The organism is Ferruginibacter lapsinanis, from assembly GCF_020783315.1.
Lineage (GTDB): Bacteria > Bacteroidota > Bacteroidia > Chitinophagales > Chitinophagaceae > Ferruginibacter > Ferruginibacter lapsinanis.
Window position 1 is genome coordinate 1,000,523 of record NZ_CP086063.1, and the last position, 19,879, is coordinate 1,020,401.

The window sequence follows — 19,879 nt, forward strand, 5'->3', positions numbered from 1 at the left end:
TCCTCCAATCTTCAGATCACCAAATCTTCAAATCGAAATTAATGATCTTTACTTTCGTGTTCTCCGATCGGTTCTGTTTGCGGAATAAATTCTCTTCCGTCTTTTCCATAATCATAAGCTCCACGATGTACTTCAGGAATTTCTCCCACCCAGTTGCCATGTCCCGGACGGATAGGTGTAGTCCATTCCAAAGTATTTGCACCCCAAGGATTTTGAGTAGTAACTTTTCTTCCTTTAAAAATGCTATAGAAAAAGTTGAACACAAATAATAATTGAACAGCAAAAACAACCATCGCAACAAAGCTGATGAATTCGTTTAAGCCACCAAACATTTTGAAAGACTCCCATCCACTGTAATCGTAATAACGACGAGGCATACCCGCCAATCCTTCGTAGTGCATTGGCCAGAAGATCAAATACGCTCCAATGATAGTTACCCAAAAATGGATATAACCAAGTGTAGTATTTAAGTATCTGCCATACATTTTAGGGAACCAATGGTACACGCCGGCAAACATTCCAAAGAATGAAGCCACACCCATTACTATATGAAAGTGAGCAATTACGAAATAAGTATCATGTAAGTGAATGTCCAATGCAGAGTTTCCTAAGAAGATCCCTGTCAATCCTCCACTGATAAATAAACTTACAAACCCGATAGCGAACATCATTGCAGGAGTAAACCTGATATTTGCACGCCACAATGTAGTTAACCAGTTAAATACTTTAATAGCTGAAGGCACCGCAATTAATAATGTAAGCAATACAAAGAATGCTCCAAGGAAAGGATTCAATCCGGTTACAAACATATGATGCGCCCAAACCAAGAAGGCAAGAATTGCAATGGCAAACATTGATCCAACCATCGCCATGTACCCGAAGATCGGTTTACGACTGTTAACAGAAAGAATTTCTGACGACATACCCATAGCCGGTAATAAGATGATGTATACCTCAGGGTGACCAAGGAACCAGAATAAATGTTGGAATAAAATAGCACTACCGCCTTCGTTTGGTAAAATTTTACCATTAACAACGATATCACTTAAATAAAAACTAGTACCTAAGTTTCTATCAAACAATAATAATATAGCACCTGATAATAATACAGGGAAAGATAATACCCCTAACACTGCAGTAAAGAACAATGCCCAAACAGTCAATGGCATTCTTGTCATACTCATACCTTTAGTACGCATGTTAAGAATGGTAGTGATATAATTCAGCCCACCTAATAATGAACTCACAATAAACATAGCCATACTCACTAACCAAAGATCCATACCGATCTTAGATCCGCTCGACGCATCACCTAATGCACTTAATGGAGGATAAATTGTCCAACCACCACTTGCCGGTCCTGTTTGAACAAACAGAGAAGACATCATGATAATAGAAGCCAAAAAGAAAAACCAGTAACTTAACATGTTAAGCATCGGAGAGGCCATATCTCTTGCACCAATTTGTAAAGGAATTAAGAAATTGGCAAAAGTTCCACTCAAACCTGCAGTTAATACAAAGAACACTAGGATAGTTCCGTGCATAGTTACCAAGGCATAATAAAATTCAGGTTGAATTTTACCACCTTTAGCCCAGTGGCCTAAAATATCTTCCAACCAAGGGAAAGTCGATTCAGGATAACCTAATTGTAAACGGAATAACACCGAAAACAGACCTCCAATAATTGCCCATATCATCCCTGTAATCAGGAATTGTTTGGCAATCATTTTATGATCCTGACTAAATACGTATTTAGTGATAAATGTCTCGTGGTGATGATGTTCTCCATGTGCATCATGTGCTGAATGAACATCTGCTCCGTGTAACGCTACTGTACTCATTGTTCTAGATAATTTTTCTATTCCCTAAATAATATTAATTTTTTGCAGGTAATACCTGAGTAATCTGTGTTTTTGCTGATGCACTATCAGTTACAGCTTTCGCCGGATCTTTATCAGGAAAAACTGTGTAGTATTCTGGCTTTTGTGTAGATAACCATTTTTTGTAATCTGATTCACTTTCTACAATTATCACTCCTCTCATAGAAAAGTGACCTTTACCACACATTTGATCACAACTTAGTTCGTATACAAAATTTGGATTTCCTGAACGTACTTTCATTTCTTCTGTTGTATATAATGGAGTAAACCACATAGTTGTTGGTATACCTGGTACTGCATCCATTTTTAATCTGAAATGAGATAAACCTACATCATGAATCACGTCTTGTGCGTTGATCACTAATTTAACAGGTTTACCAACCGGGATATGCATCGTACCTCCTACGTGAATATCATCTAAACTTGCCTGATCTTCAAAATCAACACCAAGACTATTAGCCCCTTTAGTTAATTTATAATTCTTTTTACCCAATACATTATCAGCACCCGGATAGCGGAATTCCCAACCAAACTGATGACCGGTAACTTCTACTACCACAGATTCTTTTGGCGCTTCTCCTGTCATCTTAAACCAATATTTTAAACCAAATACTACCAGAACAGTTAAGAATATAGCAGGAACTGTTGTCCACAATAATTCCAATTTTGTATTATGTGGAAAGTAAAAAGCTTTTCTATCATCATTTTCCTGATATTTAAATGCAAACCAGAACAGCAATACCTGAGTGATAACAAATACCACACCTGTTACGCCAATAGTGATGTACAACATCAAATCAATTTTTTGACCGATTTCCGATGCTGCTCCCTGAGGGAATAATGTTTTGCTATAAAACATTTCATTACACCACCAACAACCAATCAATCCCAATACTAAAAACACGACCAATAAAAAAGCATTGATCTTATTGTTTTGTTTACGGGATTTTTCTTCTCCTTTTAATACACTTACATACTCACTGGCTTTCGCAATCTGAAAGATGATTACGAAAATCATTACTACAATAGTTATCAACAAAATCGGTGTCATATAAAATTATTTTTTCGCCGCTTTCGTTCTCTACCTTTAAAAGGTTTGAACCGGATTTGACAAAAGGTTTTTTGTTTTTATTTGAATTAACTTTTTTATTTAATCCTCTGTTTTATTCAATTTTACCACAAATTCAGTACCACGCTCTTCTTTATGTATGATGTATCATACTTTCTTTTAAATAAGGATGGTTTTTAGCTGTTAATGGATGTTTGGTCAAGAAAGCACCCACTCTCCACATAATAATACCAATGAAAAGTGCAGCTATACCAAATTCAAAAGGCATTAATTCTGCATGATCTTTTAATGTACCAGGCATTACCATTTGCCAAAAATCTATCCAGTGACCAAAAATGATCAATACTGCCGTTACAGTAAGTATCGTCCAGTTTCTTTTGGTACTTTTTTTCATTAAGATTAAGAACGGCAAAACGAAGTTCATAATAAGGTTTAAGAAGAATATTCCACGGAATGGTCCTTGTACTCTTATTTTAAAATACCCTGTTTCTTCGGGAATATTTGCATACCAGATCAACATATATTGAGAGAACCACAGGTATGTCCAGAATATAGAGAATGCAAACATGAATTTACCCACGTCATGAATATGTTCGTCAGTAACATATGGTAATTGACCCCTGTTTTTTAAGAAGATAACAAAAATTGCGATCAGCGACATTCCTGATACAAATGAGCTTGCAAATGTATACCAGCTAAACATAGTGCTATACCAATGAGCATCGATACTCATTATCCATAACCATGGAATAGTAGATCCAACTGTTAACCCAAAGAAGACGATAAATAGAGAAGAATATAAAAAGTTTTTATCGATCCATTTTTTACCTGTTTCATAATCCATTGTTCCTCCTTTATCACTATCTAAACTTAATTGACGTAATTTTTTACCCAATAACCACCAAACCAATACAGTGATAGCACTCCAAACCGAGAAAAATACAGGATTTAAAAATCCTTTTTTACCATTTAATATATGATCATGTGCAACAGCATCTTTATCTACCCAATGATAGATATCATGATGTCCGCCCCAAACAATAGACATTAGAATTACAAATGCGATTAAGCCTAAAACCGGCACTACACTTGAAATTGCTTCCGGCACCCTTTTTAAAGCAACCTGCCAGCCACCTTGTGCCAATGTTGTTACACCTATAAAGAACATGCTTGCATTTACAATCAATAAAAAGAAGACACTGTTTTGCAATAGCACTGACCAAAAACGTGTGCTTTGTATGTGCTCGCCTCCGTGGCCAACTTCCCATGGATGAAACATAAATACTCCGTATAGCAATGCAATTACCCCTGCGGCAATTAGTCCTATTGTCCACTTTTTGTAGCTGCCTGGTAATTCGAATGTGTTCGTGGTCGTCATCTAAATATTATTTTGAATGAATGCTTATTTTGCTTTTTTAGTTGAATCTGATGCCGCAGCTGCAGGAATAACTGCAGCAGTTGTTGCTTTTGGTTGTAATGTTCTGATGTATTGAACTAATTCCCAACGTTGTTTTCTGCTTAACTGAGATGCATAGCTTCCCATGTTATTTTTTCCATAATATATAGAATGGAACATGGTACCATCAGCCATTTTGATATACGCATCAGTAGTAAGGTTTGCCACACCACCAATTTTACCTGAGGTTGCTAAAGGACCGGTTGCTTTTCCATCAGCGCCATGACATATTGCACAATTAATATTGAACAATCTTGCAGCTTCCGCACTATCAGCACCAACCAATGGTGTTGTAAGTGGATTTTTTACCGACGCACTTTGTGCATACCCGGCAGAATCATTCGGAAGTGTATATGGAAACATCTCTCCTCTTGCAACTGTACCAAGTACCGGTACACGGTTGTAAAATATTTTACTTCCTGCTTTAGTTACATCATCCGTAAAAATGGTAGAGTCAAGCAATGCATAACTTTCTACTGCACGGCTGTAAGCCATATCAGGCATATAAATTTTTCCTGGCTCACGCTTGCTATCGCAACTTGTTATGGTTACAATAATTGCTGTAATTAATACGGCGGTTAAATAAGTAATTCGTTTCATTTATTAAATTTTACCCCAAACCCCTGAAGGGGCTTCCCTTTGTTAGATTATAAAATTTGTTTTACTTCTTTTAATTTTAAAAGTTCGTATTTTTTATTTTACTCTTCCCCAGTTCCCCCTTTAGGAGGCGGAGGGGGTGTCTTAGTATCCTTTCTCGTCGTCTCTGTATAATTTTTGTTCTCTGTCATATCTTCCAATCCACCAACCTGTTTCTGCATTTTGAACGTTTACTTCTTTAGCTCCGGCATTTTGTAAAAACGCCTGAACTTCTGCATCGTTTGTTTTATCTGTACACTCGATAGCCATCACAAAAAGATCATCTGTTGCTCTTGCATGAAAATGATGCTTTTTCACAAACGGAGATAGCTGACACAAATAACAAAAGGTCAATACCATCCCTACAGCAGCAAATAATACTGTTAACTCAAATGTAATAGGTATCCAGGCAGGCAAAGAAAAATGCGGTTTACCACCAATATTCAATGGCCAGTCTTTTGTTAAGATCCAACTGATGCAACTCAATGCTGTTGTTGTTCCGGTAATACCATAAATAAACCCTGCAGTATGTATGCTGGTTTCTCTTAATCCCATTGCATGGTCTAGACCATGTACAGGAAATGGTGTGTACACATCATGAATTTTGTATCCGGCCTTGCGTACATTCTTTACCGCAGGGAACAATACATGTTCATCATCGAAACACCCAACTACAAATTTTTTAATTCCTCCAGCCATCTTAATTATATTTACGAATTACGATTTTTGATTTACGATTTCTTTAAACCTGTTAAACCCTTAACGTTTTAAACCTTGAACGTTTTAATGAGCATGCTCAACTTCTTCGATATAGAATTTTTCAGCATCTGCTTTTTCTATATCGGTCATTTTACGTTTATAACTTTCTCCTGTTGTTTTCAACACACTCTTAATTTCCGCAACCGCAATAACAGGGAAGTATTTAGCAAATAAGAAGAAGCAGGTAAAGAACAATCCGAACGTACCCAGATAAAACCCGATCTCATAAACAGAAGGACTATAGTAAGTACTCCAGCTTGATGGAAGATAATCTCTGTAAGTAGACGTTACGATAATTACAAACCTTTCGTACCACATACCTATGTTTACGATAATACTCATGAAGAAAGTAAACGCAACGTTTCTTCTTAATTTTTTTACCCAGAACATTTGTGGAGATACCACATTACAGAACATCATTAACCAATAGCTCCATCCATAAGGACTGAACAGGTTAGCTCTGTTTTCTTTAAATGCATACCACTCGTAAGGATTTTGTCCGTACCAAGCGATGAACAACTCTGTGATATAAGCGATACCCACGATAGACCCTGTCAATACAATTACTTTATTCATTGCTTCGATGTGACCTAATGTGATATAATCTTCTAATGCAAATACTTTTCTTAAGATGATCATCAGCGTTTGCACCATTGCAAAACCAGAGAAGATCGCACCCGCCACAAAGTAAGGAGGGAAGATGGTGGTGTGCCAACCAGGAACAACCGAAGTTGCAAAGTCAAAGGATACGATCGTATGTACAGAAAGTACCAACGGCGTACTTAAACCTGCCAATACCAACGACAAGCTTTCGTGACGTTGCCAGTGCTTAGTGCTACCTGTCCAACCGAAAGAAGCAACACCATATAATAATTTACGCAATTTAGTTTTAGCTCTGTCTCTTACTGTTGCCAGATCTGGTAACAAACCAGAGTACCAGAATAATAATGAAACAGTGAAATAAGTTGATATCGCAAATACGTCCCAAAGTAGTGGAGAGTTAAAGTTAACCCATAAAGGACCACGGGTATTTGGATAAGGTAATACAAAGAATGCCATCCACACACGACCCATATGCCAGATAGGAAACTGACCGGCGCACATTACCGCAAAAATTGTCATCGCTTCCGCAGCTCTGTTCACACCTGTTCTCCAACCTTGTCTGAATAATAATAAAATCGCAGAGATCAACGTTCCGGCGTGACCAATACCTACCCACCATACGAAGTTGGTAATATCCCAACCCCAACCGATGGTCTTATTAAGGTTCCACTGACCGATACCATAGGTAACCTCTCTGTAAATACTATACACCCCAAATAACAGCAATCCAACACTGATCCAGAAACCAATATACCAAAGGCGACTTGGTTTCATCTCAATCGGACGTATAATATCTTCCGTTACCTGGTGATAATCTTTATTACCATCAACTAGTGGTTCCCTGATTTGTGACTCGTACTTTAATAATGACATATCTTTTAAAGTGAAAAGTGAAAAGTGAAAAGTGAAACCTTTGTCGCTTTCTCTTTTATATTTTTAAATTTTTACTTATTCTTTTGTTACGAACTATTGTTCTTTATTCAACTTCAGTGGCGTCGCACTCTTCAACATTTGTTCTCTATTGAACCAACACAATCTTCAAATCAATTAATGATGTGCCGCTTCTGCTTTCTCTTCCGCTTTTGCTTCGCCATGTCCTTCTGCTTCTTTTTCGTTTGTTACATTTCTATCGGTGTTTTTAATTTTCACCTGATAGCTAACATTCGGTAAAACGTGCAGTTGTTCCAATACATAGAAAGTACGGTGTTCGTCTTCTCTTAATTTAGACACTTCACTTTCTTTATCATTTACATTACCAAAAGTGATAGAGTGTGTAGGACAAGCTTGCATACAAGCAGTCTTAACGTTTCTTACCAAACTTGGATCTTCTGCTTTTTTAGCAATTAATTTATTTTCCTGTAAACGTTGTACGCAGAAAGAACATTTTTCGATCACACCTCTTGAACGAACAGTTACATCCGGATTCAACACCATTCTTGTAAGGTCGTCATTCATTTGTAGTGTGGTCTCATCTAAGTCAACACCGATCAATGGATTTTGATTATCACCAAAACTATCAGCACCAGTGTAATCTAACCAGTTGAAACGACGCACTTTAAACGGACAGTTATTAGCACAATATCTTGTACCGATACACCTGTTGTATGTCATTTGGTTCAATCCTTCACTACTATGGTTAGTTGCAGCAACCGGACAAACGTTTTCGCAAGGAGCGTTATCACAATGCTGACATAACATCGGCTGGAACACCACATCAGGGTTGTTCATATCACCGGTGAAATATCTGTCGATACGTAACCAATGCATTTCATGGGCTCTCATTACCTGAGTCTTACCTACAACAGCAACGTTGTTTTCTGCAGTACATGCAACTACGCAGGCACTACAACCGGTACAGGTATTTAAGTCGATGCTCATTCCCCATTTGATTCCCGGTTTTTCGTAATCAGGATAAATGGTAGCATCTTTTCTAAAATCTTTTCCACCAAAAGGAAGTAGTTTAACTCTTTCTGTATTTGGCTCTTCTAATACTTCTTCAGGATTAGCAATGAATTTTGCTAAAGTAGTTTCATAAATAACAGGACGGCTTTCTGAAGATCCGTGTACCTGCGTTTGTGCTACAGCGTAAGTGTTACCTGTTTTGGTAATTTCTGCAGCAGCAGAATATCTGAAGCCTGTTCCATCAAACCCAACCAGCGGATAGGCATTTGCACCTGCCCCATTGGCCGAAAGTCCGATGTATTCAGCTGTTTTATTTTTATCTGTACTTTGACGACCATAACCTAATGCAACTGCTACAGTTTCTGATTGTACACCAGGTATGATCAATACCGGCAATTCAATACTTTTTCCGTTAACTGTAATTTTTACAGTTGGTTTTTCAGGTTGTACTTCATAACCATCTCCCTGACGTTGATTACCCAATACATCGATACCCAAAATAGTTTTGGCCAATGCAGGGCTCATCATTGCGTAGTTATCCCAAGTCACTTTAGAAATAGGATCAGGTAATTCCTGCAACCATGGGTTGTTGGCTTGTTTACCGCTACCAATTGATACTTTTTGATAAATAACCAATTCATATTTGCCACCTTTAGCCTCAGTTGCTTTTGCAGCAGCAGCAGCAAGTGCAGCTCCACTAAAAGTTGCCCCTCCGGCAGCAGCTGGAGTGGCCGGTTCAATTACACCATCTTGTAATGCTTTATTATAAGCATCTTCTCCGGCTAATTTAGCAGTCCAATATGTTTTAAAATATGTTTCGTAATCCGCAGTTGTACTGCCAGACCATTTTAATAAAGAGGTTTGGAACGCTCTTGTTTTAAATAATGGATTGATCGTTGGTTGGATCAAACTGATATAACCAGTTTTTGGTTCAGCATCACCGAAGCTTTCTAACCAATGGTGAGACGGAATAGAGAATTTACACAATTCCGTTGTTTCATTCATTGTGCCATTGAAAGAAATTGTAACAGGTACTTTTTTCAATGCTTCAGCAAATTTTTTGCTGTCATAATAAGTATATACAGGGTTTGATTCGTACACCAATAAAGCACCAATCGCACCTGCATTCATTTCGTCTACCAATTTGGTAATATCTGCATCTATCCCTTTACGATAGTTAGAAGTTGCAGACCAGTCAATTGTTTTACCATTAGCTCCAATCGCTTCATTAATTGCGTTTACAATGATCTGAAGATTTACATCATTGCTTCCGCAAACAACTAATGCTGCACCTTTACTAGCAGTTAATGCAGCAGCGGCGGTTTCAATTCCTTTAACCAAGGCCGCATCATTGATAGCAGGAGCTGTTACAGCGCCACCCAATTTTGCTAACAATGCTAACGCTACTGCTGCTTTTTGAGATGGCTTATGTACAAAACGATCATCGGCATTACTACCTGTAAGACTCATTGTACTTTCAAACTGTATATGACGGCTCATTTCAGGTTTTTCTCCTGAGATCTTTCTGCTTTTTGCGTATTGAGTACTAAACTCAACCGGATTTAACCAGGTTCCTAAGAAATCTGCTCCTATACTTACAATTACTTTAGCCGCATCAAAATGATAAGAAGGAATAGCCTTTTTACCATAACATGCTTCATTGGCTAATAACATACCGCTGTAACTGATCGCATCGTATTGCACGTGACGGCTACCGGCAGGTTGTTTAGCAAGGAATTCAGTAATAACCTGTTCAGTACTTGGAGAATTGATCGTTGAAGATAAAATAATAACCGGTTTTCCGGCAACGCCTGCCATTGCAGTCGCTACTAATTTATCTAACGCATCAAAACTGGTTACTTCTTTAAATCCTTTGCCATCGTTCTGTTGTGGGTAACGTAAACGTGTGGTATCGTATAGATCTAAAACAGAAGCCTGTGCTTGTGCACTAGTTCCTCCATTTGTAATAGTAGATAATTCGTTCCCTTCAATTTTGATTGGTCTTCCGTCTCTTTGTTTAACAACAACCGGAATAACATCACCTTCATTTACATAAGTAGAAGCATAATAATTTGCAACACCCGGAATGATATTATCCGGACGATGTAAATAAGGCACAGCCTTGCGTACAGGCATTTCACAACTTGCAGCTAATGTTGCCGCAGCAGTGCTAAAACCTAAATATTTAAGAAAATCTCTACGAGGAGTTTTTGAATTCAGCATACCATTGTCCAATTCTTCCAATGGCAACAAATCTTCCTGAAATTCGTTTTTTGCCGACTTTTCAAAAGCTTCTGTTTGATTTAGCTCTCCAAAATTTTGCCAGTACTTCTTATTACTCATAATATGATAGTTCGATAATTTGGTGATTTGATAATTTGGCGATTTGATAATTTGGCAATTGAAAAACTTACATACATTTTCAAATCTCCAAATCAGCTAATCTTCAAATCAATATTAATAGTGACATTTTTGACATTCTGTTCCACCGATCTTTTCAACTGTTACACTGTCCATTTTACCAGCTTTGATATCATTGTGGAATTTCTCGTAAATGCTGTAAAATTTGTTTCCTTCTCCGGTTTCTTTGTTATAGAAGTTAACCTTTGATTCTCTGTGACAATTGATACACCAGCCCATGCTTAGGTCAGCAAATTGTTTTACTTCAGGCATTTCCTGTATAGGGCCATGGCAGGTCTGACATTGTTGTTTACCTACTTTTACGTGTTGGCTATGGTTAAAGTAAACATGGTCAGGCAGGTTGTGAATTTTTACCCATTCGATTGGTCTGCCTGGTTTATCGTAAGTTTTTGAATCAGGATTCCAACCTGCGTATTGATATAGTTTTTGAATTTCTGCAGTACCGTTTACCTGTGTACCATCTTCTCTTACAATAGGATCTCCTTTGTACTCTTTAATGGCTTTGTGGCAATTCATACAAACATTTACTGAAGGAATACTTGCTTGTTTGCTATCCTGAGCTCCTCCATGACAGTATAAACAACTGATCTGGTTAGTGCCGGCATGTACTTTATGTGAATAGTAAATAGGTTGTACTGGTTGATAGTTTTTCATTCTACCCAAACCAATAGCTGCATTAATTGTAATGTAACCTCCTACAAAAAATAACGCTAAAACACCTAACATTAGGTAGCTTTTATTGCGGTAGAATGGCACCGGCTCACTTCTTAATATACCTTCTTTTTCATCTGATAATTTACGTAAGCTGCTGTTTACCTGTAATAATATAAATGCAATTACAGCAAGAATAATGGTAAGGATTCCAAATAAAAGCGAATTGTCTTCTTTAGGTGCTTCTCCGTTTGTTGCACTAACTGCAGGTGCTTTTTTCTCATATTTATCTGCCCAATCCAATATAGCAGTAATATCAGCTTTACTGATATTAGCTTCACTTTGAGCCGTCATCACAGAGCCGTATTTGGCTTTCAAAGCCTTTGCGTAAGGGTCTGTTTCTACCATTGAGGTAGTATTATATACCCATTTATATACCCAATCAGGACTTGGTTCTCTCTTTCTTGCACCTTTCAACGCCGGACCTGTGTAGTCTTCATCGGGTTTATGACAGTTGGCACAATTTGCTTTAAAAAGCGCCTCGCCATCTTGGGCAAAAATTGAATTATTAAAAGAAACAAGTGCAACGAATAGTAAACTTGCAAGAATTTTGTAAAAGTTTTTTCTATAACGACTCATACAGATAATAGCGGATGTCTTGGTGTGGAAAAATTTCCTTCTTTGGCTGCAAAAATAAGGCAGGATATTGACAATATATCAACATTTCGAAAAAAAATTTTTGCCCATTGGACGTGGGTTTCAGCGAATTGTTGATTTTAGCAACCTCCTATTGTCATATTTATGTAAACAGTTTTTTGCTTCTTTAGATTTATAAAGATTGGTTAGTATTTCACAAATTTTTGCGTCACTTTTGCCAAATGTTGGAGAAATTAAAACAACGTTGGGGTGTAAACGAACTAAACCTGATATTGATAATTTGCACCTTTGCCCTCGGCGGGAGCCTTTGTGGCTATACCGGCAGAAGATTATTGGTCCTTTTTGACATCGACAAAGGTTTTCTTTGGGTATTACTATATATAATACTGATCACCATCTTGTGGCCATTCTGTGTATTATTAATAAGCATCCCCCTGGGGCAGTTCAATTTTTTTACCCGCTATTTGTCTAAAATCTGGAAAAGAATGAATGGAAAGAATAAGAATAATGCTTCTATTTCTGTGGCAATATATGCCAGCGGAGCAGGCAGCAATGCAGCCAGGATAATAGAAGAATTTAAAGATCATCCATATATAAAGATTGCCCTAGTTGTTTGCAATAAACCCGGCGCTGGGGTGCTGAAAATAGCAACAGATAATAATATTCCTGTCTTATTAATAGAAAAAGAACGTTTTTTTAGGGGAGATGCCTATTTAGAGGAGCTCAAAAAGCATTCTATCGGCTTCATTATATTGGCAGGCTTTCTATGGAAGATCCCCGCCAAACTCACCGGTGCCTATCCGGGTAAGATCGTTAATATCCATCCGGCGTTATTACCCAATTACGGGGGCAAGGGAATGTATGGCGGTTTCGTACATGCTGCCGTTATTGCTAATAAAGAAAAGGAAAGTGGCATTTCAATTCATTATGTTGATGAATTATATGACCATGGGAACATCATTTTTCAGGCAAAATGCCCCGTAAGTGATGATGATACCCCTGATACATTGGCTCAGAAAATTCATGTGCTCGAGCATCAACATTATCCTAAAGTGATTGCCCTGGTTTTGCAACAAATGCAAAATCAGCGTTAAAAGAATCAGGTTATCTTATAAAAGAACAATACTTGGGTTAATATTGTAGCTAATATTCAAGTGTATTGCATCAATATGTACAAAAATACTTCTGCGTTGCTTTCTTTTTATTGATCGCAAATATATGTGCAGCACAACTTACTGTAAGCGGCACTGTCTATGATTCAACAAAAATTATACCTGTAAAAGATGTAATTGTACAAAGCAGTAGCGGTAGAACTGCTATTACAGACTCTGCCGGCCATTATGAGATTGTTACAGATGATGCCGATTCTCTGACCTTCATTTATAATAACAAGCCTTCTCTAAAATTTTCTGTCCGACAGATAGAAAACATCAGCAGCTTTGATATTTCTTTACGCATACGTACTTATGAAAAATACAAATCGCTAAGAGAAGTAAAAGTTTTCAGCAAAACATATAAACAAGACTCCATTGAAAACAGGGAAAGGTATGCCAAGATCTTTAATCATACTAAACCGGGCATTAGTACCACAACCTCTACTTATTCCGGAGTTCCGGGGATGGATCTGGATGAATTTATAAACATATTCAGATTTAAGAGGAACAGGCAACTCCGCAATATGCAAAACAGGTTGCTGGAACAGGAGCAGGAAAATTACATCAACTATCGTTTTAATAAAATGATGGTAAAAAGAATAACGCATCTCGATGGGAAAGAATTAGACACATTCATGCAAAAATACCGACCCGATTATGCATTCACAATAGCCAGTAGTACGGTAGATTTTTATCAATACATATTAAACTCGTCTTATCAATTTAAAAGAGATCTCCTGTTAAACAAGTAATCATATCAGTTTTACACCGGCACATTGATTGCCACTAAAGTGCCTTTTTCCGGTGTACTATCAAATTCAATAGTGCCTTTTAAATACTCTATCCGGGTTCGCATATTTTTTAACCCGATACCTTCTATATTTTCTTTTTGAGATATATCAAACCCTTTTCCGTTGTCTTCTATCGTAATGCTGATCCCATCAATATCTTTTATCAGAGAAATATCCAACTGATTAGCACCACTGTGTTTAATTACATTATTTACACACTCTTGTATCACCCGATATAAAACAGTTTCTGCATTACTATCTATCCTTTCATTCAATCCCTCACTAAACAGATCTACTTTTAATATTCTGCTGTCGATCTTATCAATAAATTCTCTGATAGCATTTGCCAATCCTTTTTTAAGCAAGGCATTTGGCATCATCTGATGGCTTACACTTCTTACTTCCTTACAACTCTCATCTACCAACGATACTATTTTATCATACGCCATTTTTTGATTTTTGTCTTTCAATTGCAGATCAGATTCAAAAGCAGACAGATTCATTTTCGCCGCACTCATCATTTGCCCAACCCCGTCATGCAATTCCTGGGCAATTCGTTTACGTTCATTCTCTTCTGCTTCTAATACTGCTTTTGTAGAAAGATCCTGTTGTTTTATGATGGCATCTCTCAATTTGGTCTCTTGTCTTAATTTATATCTGCGGTAAAAACTATAACTCAGCAAACTCAATAAAATAAACAATCCGATAGACCCAAAAAGCCAGTAGTTTTTTTTCGTCAGCTCAAATTTTTGTTGTTGTATCTGTTTTTCCTTTTGCGCTGTTTGATACTTTGCTTCAGCATCCGCCATTTGTTTATTTCTTTCTATGTTTATCAGGCTGTCGCTATATAGGGAGAATTTATGTTGCCATTCATATGCCTTTGGATAATCTTTTAAACCGGCATATTCTACTGCCATATTATCTGCAGATGCAACCAGAATATCCAGTGCGCCAATTTTTTCTGCGATAGCAAATCCTTTTACATTATACGCTAACGCTTCAGCATAACCGTTAGTTTTATTCAATGCACTGGCAATATTTACATTGTTAGCTGCTATTACAAACTGATCTCCCAATTTTTCTGCAATAACCAGAGCCTGTTTGTAATAATCAATTGCCTGGGGATATTTATCCATGTTCTTATACATTACCCCAAGATTATTCAAGGCGATAGATATTCGTTGGTCATTTTGTATCTTCTTATAAATGTCCAATGCTATCTCGTAATAGTGTACCGCAGTGTCAAACTTTTGTTGCATCTCATACACAATGCCTGTATTGTTTGCACAATCTGCAATGGTAAGAGAGTCTTTTAATTCTAACGCTATGGCTTCGGCTTTGGCATGATACACCAACGCTTTCGAAAAATTTTTTTGCTCTCTGTATAAAGCCCCGATATTATTCAGCGCTTTGGCTTTGGAAGATCGGTCACCGGTTTCTTCCGCCAATTTTTCTGAAGACTGATAATTTTGTAAAGACTCTAACGGTTTGCCTAATTGCCCGTAAATTTTACCGATGTTAAAATAAATACGAATGGCTCTTTTTTTATCGCCGTTTTGTAATGCTTGAGTAAGTGTTTTTTGAAAGATCGTTAAAGATTGTTCATAATCTCCGGTACTGAACAATTCGGTTGCTTGTTTTAATAACAGCGTATCTACCTGTGATTTCCCAATCAGATTGAATGAGCAAAAAAAGAGGATGAAAAGAAGTTTTTTCAATTTGGTTTCGGTTTAGATTTAAAAATACACATTTGATTTGATGATTTGAAAATTTGGAGATTATTGAGCAACCCCTCATCTCCAAATTTTCAAATCTCCAAATTAGAACTATTTTTGTTGAAACTATTTTTATGAATCAAACAACATTAGGTATAGGTACAAGATTACAACATACTCAACACGGGCCCGGTGTGATCATCGGCGTAAAATATGCCACGTACATTATCTCATTCATTAATTATGGTATCAAAGAAATTGACAAAACGGATACGCACTTGGAGGAGATCATTGCTGAAAATGCGACAGTAGAATTAGAAACTACCAGCGATGTAGAAAGATCTTTATTAAAAATATTGCGTTTATGGAATGGTGTTAGCGAAGTGGTTCCGTTGGGAGATAAATGGAAAGGGGGCACTATGTTGCTGCAAGCTGCGGATAAAACCTTAAAGCCCAAAGAAATTCCCATTGAAGATTTTTTTCACAAAATAGTAATGCTCAGAGACAGGCTAAGAGTACTCGAACAAAATATCAACAGTAATAAAAAACTGAGCGATGAAGAAAAAGTAAACATTCAGCAATATATTACCCGTTGTTACGGCTCTCTCACTACTTTCAACGTTTTATTTAAAGATAAGGAAGATTGGTTTGTAGGAGAGAAGGGGGGTAAAGAAGATTAAATAATAAAGGTGACGATTTGCATAAATCATCACCTTATATCAAAACAATTTAATCGTCGTCTTTTTCTTTTTTATTCTCTTTTCCTTCTATATTTTTTTCATTCGCATTTTGTTGTGTAACTGTTGCGGCACCTGCGCTTATTTCTGTGTGGCGAATCTGGCCACCATAATAACCCGTACGAGCCATTGCCGCAAAACACACAGCAGAGAAAAGAAAAGTGGCCATAAAGGCCGTTTTTGCCATTGTTGTTTTTTTTCTTTCTAGAAATAATGCCAACAAAGCCGATACTCCTGTAAGTCCCATTAACCAGATAGCGAGTGTTGCTGCATCTTCGTGCAGCTCGATCATGGTTTTCACTACACCCGGCAGCTTTTCTACAGATTCTTCCGCTGGTTCTCCGGTTAAATAAACAGGTATAGCAATAATGGCCATCAATGCTAATATTACCGAGGAAATTATTTTGATATTGTTTTGATTTTTAATGAGCCCCCATAACAGAAGGCCGCTGCCAATCAAAGTTCCTATAATTGGAAAATGATTGAGCAGCAAATGAAGATGTGTTGTATTCATTGCTAAAATTTTATTGTTGAAAAAATATCGTTCTATAAAAGATCAACAATAACGGGGAGGTTGCCAGATAGCAGCCAGATATTGTGAATGAATAAATGAATCATTTCGTATAAAGAATCCCATATCTTTTACCTGAATAGCAGTAAAAAAAATGCTCGACTGAAAAGCTGGTAATAAGTATACTGGTGCTGAAGTAATATTTTCCACTGACTTGAATGGTAACTTATTGTCTTCGTTTGCATCGTTGTCTGTTCCGTTTTCGGTGTAGTAATGCTGAATTAGAAAAGCGATGAGTTTAGTTTTATTATCTTCTTCCTTATGGTCATAGAAATGCGCTACCAACAAAGGTAATTTCATCAATTCCTTACATGGATTTGCTGATACCAGATAAATGGCTATCAAAAAAAGCGACGCTATTTTATTAAAACACCCCACAATACAAATTACAGGCAAAAAAGATTTTGAATCAATGATTTTCATCAGCAAAATGCGCTAAAACACACCATTCAAAAGCTTGTTATGGTTAACGGGATTTTTTAGTGTACCTTTAACCGAATCTGCCGAAACAATTAGCACTTTTTTCAACAGGTTTTTTACAACAACTTCATTGTTCCGATTAATGGAACTATTTAAAACAAAAAGAGAAAAGCACTATGGCGGAAACCTGGAATAAAAAGGAAAGAGAAAAGAAAAAAAAGCAAGAACGCAAAGAAAAAGCTGAAAAGAAACAAGAGCGTAAAGAAAACAGCAGTGGCGACACAAGTCTGGAGAGTATGCTTATGTACCTTGATGAAAATGGCAATTTTACCTCTAAACCTCCAGATCCGAGAAAGAAGATAGTTGTTAATGTAGAAGATATTCAGATTGGTGTACCTAAACACGAACCAACTAACCCCGAAGACCTTATCAGAAAAGGCGTAGTTACATTTTTTAATGATGCTAAAGGATATGGCTTTATAAAAGATACAGAAACACAAGAAAGTGTTTTTGTTCATATAAATGCATTATCAGAAGCTATCAAAGAAAATAATATGGTGACTTTTGAAGTAGAGATGGGACCAAAGGGTGCCAGCGCTACTAATGTGAAACTGTTAAAGTAATATCACTTAGTTCAATAGTTCTTTCTGTAAAAATTCATTCGCATCTATACCCTTTTCATCTTTTAATGAATAGGATATATTCAATGCATCGGAAGTTTGCACCGCATTTTTTCCATCAAGATATATAACCTTACCGGACTCAAACACAAGACTGGTAAGGTTAATTTTTGTAACGAAGGATTTATACCTTATTGGCAATACTATGTACATTTCCGGATACCAGGCTCTTGATGAGTAGTTGGCAATCTTATAAATCAGTATTTTTTCCCAGGCAAATAGCTGGTTACTGTATCTGAAGCTATTGTATTTTTGAAAGGCTATCTTATCAGAGAGCTCTTTTATACCTTCTCCGCTTTCAAAATAATTATCACACATAATATCTGCCGCTTTTAACGAATCAAAAATGATTCTAGACGTATCATGGTTGAACCAGTCTGTATTATTGGTTTTCACTTTTGGCTCACATATCTTCATCTCTATCTTATAATTTGTAAAATCTCTTTTGATAGAATCCATCGTAAGTTCAACAGACAATGAAGGAGATTGTGCAAAAAGATTTTGACCATTCCCAAAGATCACCATCCAACAAAAACATCGCAAAATGACAGGGATAGAGAACACTTGTTTCATGTAATAAAGTTACTCCTTATCAATATGTTTTACAATACCACTACCAGGGTATTCTGCCTATTAGTCAAAGCCCTCTTCCTCCGGTTACAATACTATAAATTGCAGGAAGGTACCTCCGTAACAGATACCCGAAACCTATGGAAAATATTATGATACATAATGGCAATACAATGAAAGTAACGAGCCTGTACCCCGGATAATGATCTATATATAAGAAAATGGCTTTGGTTGCATATAGAACAAGCGGCGCATGCAGCACATATATCATAAATGAGAATGCGGTCAGCTGTACAAACCAGGCCTTGCCCATGCAGTATTTCACCATAGCATTGCCTCCGTACCAGGCAACGATCAATCCGCTTATAACAACTATTTTATGGCAAAGCAATAAAATGTGTTCTATGCCATTAAAATGCGGCAAAAAAGCTAGCAGTGTTTTTACCACAGAAAGCGCAACAAAAACAATAAACCAATATACCGGTTGTAACCATTTTCCGGGTTTATCAATATCAAAATTGGTTTTCTGCATCCAGATACCAAGGGAGAAAAATAACAGTCCTTCTCCTTCCACAAACACAATACCAACAGTGGCCAACCAGGCTAAAACTGCAAAGGAGAAGAATATCCATTTTGCAATACGATGCGTTACACACCAACGCAACGCCGGATACGCCAGGTTATAAAAAAACAACACCCGAATAAACCACAACTGATAACTGGCAGGAAAAAAGATCCATCGTGCCAATACCTCATACCAGTGATATTGATGCAACAATGTTCTGGTGTTATCTATTTGCATCATACGTGTTGCGATGATTATATTTTTACCGAAATAAAAAAATTCCAATACATAGGTCAGTATCAATGCTATGGCACTCCATATCAGGTAAGGATAAAGTAATGTTTTTACCCGTTTGCCAGTTCTTTCTTTATAAGGTTTACTATCTCCCATGGCAAATAAGTAACCAGAGATGATAAACAGCATGGGTATACGGAAACGAAATAATCCATTCGCCAGCCAGTATTCTGTAAAAGTGGTGAATGATAGCGGTTCTCCCGGAAGTGTCCAGGGTTGTAAATAATTCAAATCGAGATTGTACCCATGTACAAAAACCAATAGCACCATAGATACAAAAGCCCAAAATCTGAATTTTTGTGAATTGAATGCAGATAACATACGATCGATTGACATATCAATGATAAC

17 protein-coding genes are annotated in these 19,879 nt (G+C 37.0%); 4 read left to right on the plus strand and 13 right to left on the minus strand.

Annotation, left to right across the window (positions count from 1 at the left end; translation table 11 throughout):
• Nucleotides 1–38: 38 nt before the first annotated feature.
• The 8 genes from LK994_RS04305 to LK994_RS04340 form a co-directional block, all read right to left on the minus strand.
• Nucleotides 39–1,841 (minus strand): cytochrome c oxidase subunit I, encoded by a 1,803-nt coding sequence (locus tag LK994_RS04305; protein WP_229761656.1) that lies wholly within the window; start codon nucleotides 1,839–1,841, stop codon nucleotides 39–41.
• A gap of 34 nt (nucleotides 1,842–1,875) precedes the next feature.
• Nucleotides 1,876–2,931, minus strand: coding sequence for a cytochrome c oxidase subunit II (locus tag LK994_RS04310; protein ID WP_229761657.1), 1,056 nt, complete (start codon nucleotides 2,929–2,931; stop codon nucleotides 1,876–1,878).
• A 151-nt stretch (nucleotides 2,932–3,082) separates the two neighbouring features.
• Nucleotides 3,083–4,327: a quinol:cytochrome C oxidoreductase gene (locus tag LK994_RS04315; RefSeq protein WP_229761658.1), complete on the minus strand. Its 1,245-nt coding sequence runs from the start codon at nucleotides 4,325–4,327 to the stop codon at nucleotides 3,083–3,085.
• Between the two features lie 24 nt (nucleotides 4,328–4,351).
• Nucleotides 4,352–5,005, minus strand: coding sequence for a c-type cytochrome (locus tag LK994_RS04320; protein ID WP_229761659.1), 654 nt, complete (start codon nucleotides 5,003–5,005; stop codon nucleotides 4,352–4,354).
• Between the two features lie 141 nt (nucleotides 5,006–5,146).
• Nucleotides 5,147–5,740 carry a DUF3341 domain-containing protein gene (locus LK994_RS04325; protein WP_229761660.1) on the minus strand — a complete coding sequence of 198 codons (594 nt, stop codon included), beginning with the start codon at nucleotides 5,738–5,740 and terminating at the stop codon, nucleotides 5,147–5,149.
• 84 nt (nucleotides 5,741–5,824) lie between these two features.
• Complete coding sequence (gene nrfD / locus LK994_RS04330) at nucleotides 5,825–7,276, minus strand: NrfD/PsrC family molybdoenzyme membrane anchor subunit (protein WP_229761661.1); 1,452 nt, start codon at nucleotides 7,274–7,276, stop codon at nucleotides 5,825–5,827.
• A 174-nt stretch (nucleotides 7,277–7,450) separates the two neighbouring features.
• Entirely contained in the window at nucleotides 7,451–10,648 is a 3,198-nt protein-coding gene (locus LK994_RS04335; protein ID WP_229761662.1) for a TAT-variant-translocated molybdopterin oxidoreductase, read from the minus strand.
• Between the two features lie 114 nt (nucleotides 10,649–10,762).
• Complete coding sequence (locus LK994_RS04340; protein ID WP_229761663.1) at nucleotides 10,763–12,016, minus strand: c-type cytochrome; 1,254 nt, start codon at nucleotides 12,014–12,016, stop codon at nucleotides 10,763–10,765.
• Between the two features lie 239 nt (nucleotides 12,017–12,255).
• Between LK994_RS04340 and purN the strand changes: the two genes are divergently transcribed.
• Together purN and LK994_RS04350 are read left to right on the plus strand one after the other, a co-directional pair.
• Nucleotides 12,256–13,128 carry a phosphoribosylglycinamide formyltransferase gene (purN, locus tag LK994_RS04345; RefSeq protein ID WP_229761664.1) on the plus strand — a complete coding sequence of 291 codons (873 nt, stop codon included), beginning with the start codon at nucleotides 12,256–12,258 and terminating at the stop codon, nucleotides 13,126–13,128.
• Nucleotides 13,129–13,193: 65 nt separating this feature from the next.
• Nucleotides 13,194–13,940, plus strand: a complete 747-nt coding sequence (locus tag LK994_RS04350; protein ID WP_229761665.1) for a hypothetical protein — start codon at nucleotides 13,194–13,196, stop codon at nucleotides 13,938–13,940.
• An 11-nt stretch (nucleotides 13,941–13,951) separates the two neighbouring features.
• Here LK994_RS04350 and LK994_RS04355 read toward each other — a convergent pair whose 3' ends face one another.
• Entirely contained in the window at nucleotides 13,952–15,697 is a 1,746-nt protein-coding gene (locus LK994_RS04355) for a tetratricopeptide repeat-containing sensor histidine kinase (RefSeq protein ID WP_229761666.1), read from the minus strand.
• Between the two features lie 131 nt (nucleotides 15,698–15,828).
• Between LK994_RS04355 and LK994_RS04360 the strand changes: the two genes are divergently transcribed.
• The gene (locus LK994_RS04360; protein WP_229761667.1) at nucleotides 15,829–16,374 is read left to right on the plus strand and encodes a hypothetical protein; all 546 of its coding nucleotides are present in this window, start codon (nucleotides 15,829–15,831) and stop codon (nucleotides 16,372–16,374) included.
• A gap of 49 nt (nucleotides 16,375–16,423) precedes the next feature.
• On the opposite strand, the gene LK994_RS04365 is transcribed toward LK994_RS04360, so the two are convergent.
• Nucleotides 16,424–16,945: a hypothetical protein gene (locus tag LK994_RS04365; RefSeq protein WP_229761668.1), complete on the minus strand. Its 522-nt coding sequence runs from the start codon at nucleotides 16,943–16,945 to the stop codon at nucleotides 16,424–16,426.
• A 42-nt stretch (nucleotides 16,946–16,987) separates the two neighbouring features.
• Nucleotides 16,988–17,347 (minus strand): hypothetical protein, encoded by a 360-nt coding sequence (locus LK994_RS04370; RefSeq protein WP_229761669.1) that lies wholly within the window; start codon nucleotides 17,345–17,347, stop codon nucleotides 16,988–16,990.
• A 251-nt stretch (nucleotides 17,348–17,598) separates the two neighbouring features.
• Here LK994_RS04370 and LK994_RS04375 point away from each other — a divergent pair, with 251 nt between their 5' ends.
• Nucleotides 17,599–18,045: a cold-shock protein gene (locus LK994_RS04375; RefSeq protein WP_229761670.1), complete on the plus strand. Its 447-nt coding sequence runs from the start codon at nucleotides 17,599–17,601 to the stop codon at nucleotides 18,043–18,045.
• Between the two features lie 6 nt (nucleotides 18,046–18,051).
• Here LK994_RS04375 and LK994_RS04380 read toward each other — a convergent pair whose 3' ends face one another.
• Nucleotides 18,052–18,675 (minus strand): hypothetical protein, encoded by a 624-nt coding sequence (locus tag LK994_RS04380; RefSeq protein WP_229761671.1) that lies wholly within the window; start codon nucleotides 18,673–18,675, stop codon nucleotides 18,052–18,054.
• Nucleotides 18,676–18,739: 64 nt separating this feature from the next.
• Nucleotides 18,740–19,867, minus strand: a complete 1,128-nt coding sequence (locus tag LK994_RS04385; protein ID WP_229761672.1) for an acyltransferase family protein — start codon at nucleotides 19,865–19,867, stop codon at nucleotides 18,740–18,742.
• Between the last annotated feature and the right edge of the window lie 12 nt (nucleotides 19,868–19,879).

What these genes read in the sequence shown, in the direction of transcription:
- LK994_RS04305 (WP_229761656.1), bottom strand. Translation starts at nt 1,841, where the DNA reads ATGAGTACAGTAGCGTTACACGGAGCAGATGTTCATTCAGCACATGAT.
- LK994_RS04310 (WP_229761657.1), bottom strand. Translation starts at nt 2,931, where the DNA reads ATGACACCGATTTTGTTGATAACTATTGTAGTAATGATTTTCGTAATC.
- LK994_RS04315 (WP_229761658.1), bottom strand. Translation starts at nt 4,327, where the DNA reads ATGACGACCACGAACACATTCGAATTACCAGGCAGCTACAAAAAGTGG.
- LK994_RS04320 (WP_229761659.1), bottom strand. Translation starts at nt 5,005, where the DNA reads ATGAAACGAATTACTTATTTAACCGCCGTATTAATTACAGCAATTATT.
- LK994_RS04325 (WP_229761660.1), bottom strand. Translation starts at nt 5,740, where the DNA reads ATGGCTGGAGGAATTAAAAAATTTGTAGTTGGGTGTTTCGATGATGAA.
- nrfD (WP_229761661.1), bottom strand. Translation starts at nt 7,276, where the DNA reads ATGTCATTATTAAAGTACGAGTCACAAATCAGGGAACCACTAGTTGAT.
- LK994_RS04335 (WP_229761662.1), bottom strand. Translation starts at nt 10,648, where the DNA reads ATGAGTAATAAGAAGTACTGGCAAAATTTTGGAGAGCTAAATCAAACA.
- LK994_RS04340 (WP_229761663.1), bottom strand. Translation starts at nt 12,016, where the DNA reads ATGAGTCGTTATAGAAAAAACTTTTACAAAATTCTTGCAAGTTTACTA.
- purN (WP_229761664.1), top strand. Translation starts at nt 12,256, where the DNA reads ATGTTGGAGAAATTAAAACAACGTTGGGGTGTAAACGAACTAAACCTG.
- LK994_RS04360 (WP_229761667.1), top strand. Translation starts at nt 15,829, where the DNA reads ATGAATCAAACAACATTAGGTATAGGTACAAGATTACAACATACTCAA.
- LK994_RS04365 (WP_229761668.1), bottom strand. Translation starts at nt 16,945, where the DNA reads ATGAATACAACACATCTTCATTTGCTGCTCAATCATTTTCCAATTATA.
- LK994_RS04375 (WP_229761670.1), top strand. Translation starts at nt 17,599, where the DNA reads ATGGCGGAAACCTGGAATAAAAAGGAAAGAGAAAAGAAAAAAAAGCAA.
- LK994_RS04380 (WP_229761671.1), bottom strand. Translation starts at nt 18,675, where the DNA reads ATGAAACAAGTGTTCTCTATCCCTGTCATTTTGCGATGTTTTTGTTGG.
- LK994_RS04385 (WP_229761672.1), bottom strand. Translation starts at nt 19,867, where the DNA reads ATGTCAATCGATCGTATGTTATCTGCATTCAATTCACAAAAATTCAGA.